Annotated in this window: 1 protein-coding gene; it reads right to left on the bottom strand. The window is 60.6% G+C overall.

All coding sequences use genetic code 11. The features are described 5' to 3' along the window. Positions 1-429 (bottom strand): LysR substrate-binding domain-containing protein (locus tag AC1D0P_RS30165; RefSeq protein WP_477680092.1); only part of this gene is annotated, 429 nt, incomplete at both ends.

The raw sequence follows: 429 nt of genomic DNA, 5'->3' as shown, positions 1-429 counted from the left end.
GCCAGGCTCGACTTGCCGACGCGGAAGCCGCGCGTCTCATCCGGCCGGTCGATGCCGATCTCGCCGAACCAGGCCTGCCAGGTCGGATGCGATACGAAAGTCGGCCCCCAATTGGTATGGATCAGGTCGTCATCCGGCACGGCAGTGAGAAAATCGCTCCGCGCTCCCGGATTGCGCTGAAGATAGAAGGGGCTGCACATCGGCAGCACCTCGTCGAGCTTCAGAGGAATGATCACCATTTCGGGATAGAGGCTGGTGCCATAGGCGAACCTGAGGTCGATCTCGTTCTTGGCGAAATCGACCATGTCCTCTTCAGAACGCAATTCGAAGCGGAAATTCGGTTTTTCGCGGATGAACGAAGCCAGCTTCGGTTCCACCCAGCGCTCGGCGACGGAGGGTAGCGCACTGATCACCAGCCGCGAGCGTGCC

The organism is Polaromonas sp. P1_G2 (assembly GCF_056405515.1).
The sequence above is the reverse complement of the archived record's forward strand: the minus strand, read 5'-3'. Positions and strand labels throughout refer to the sequence as shown.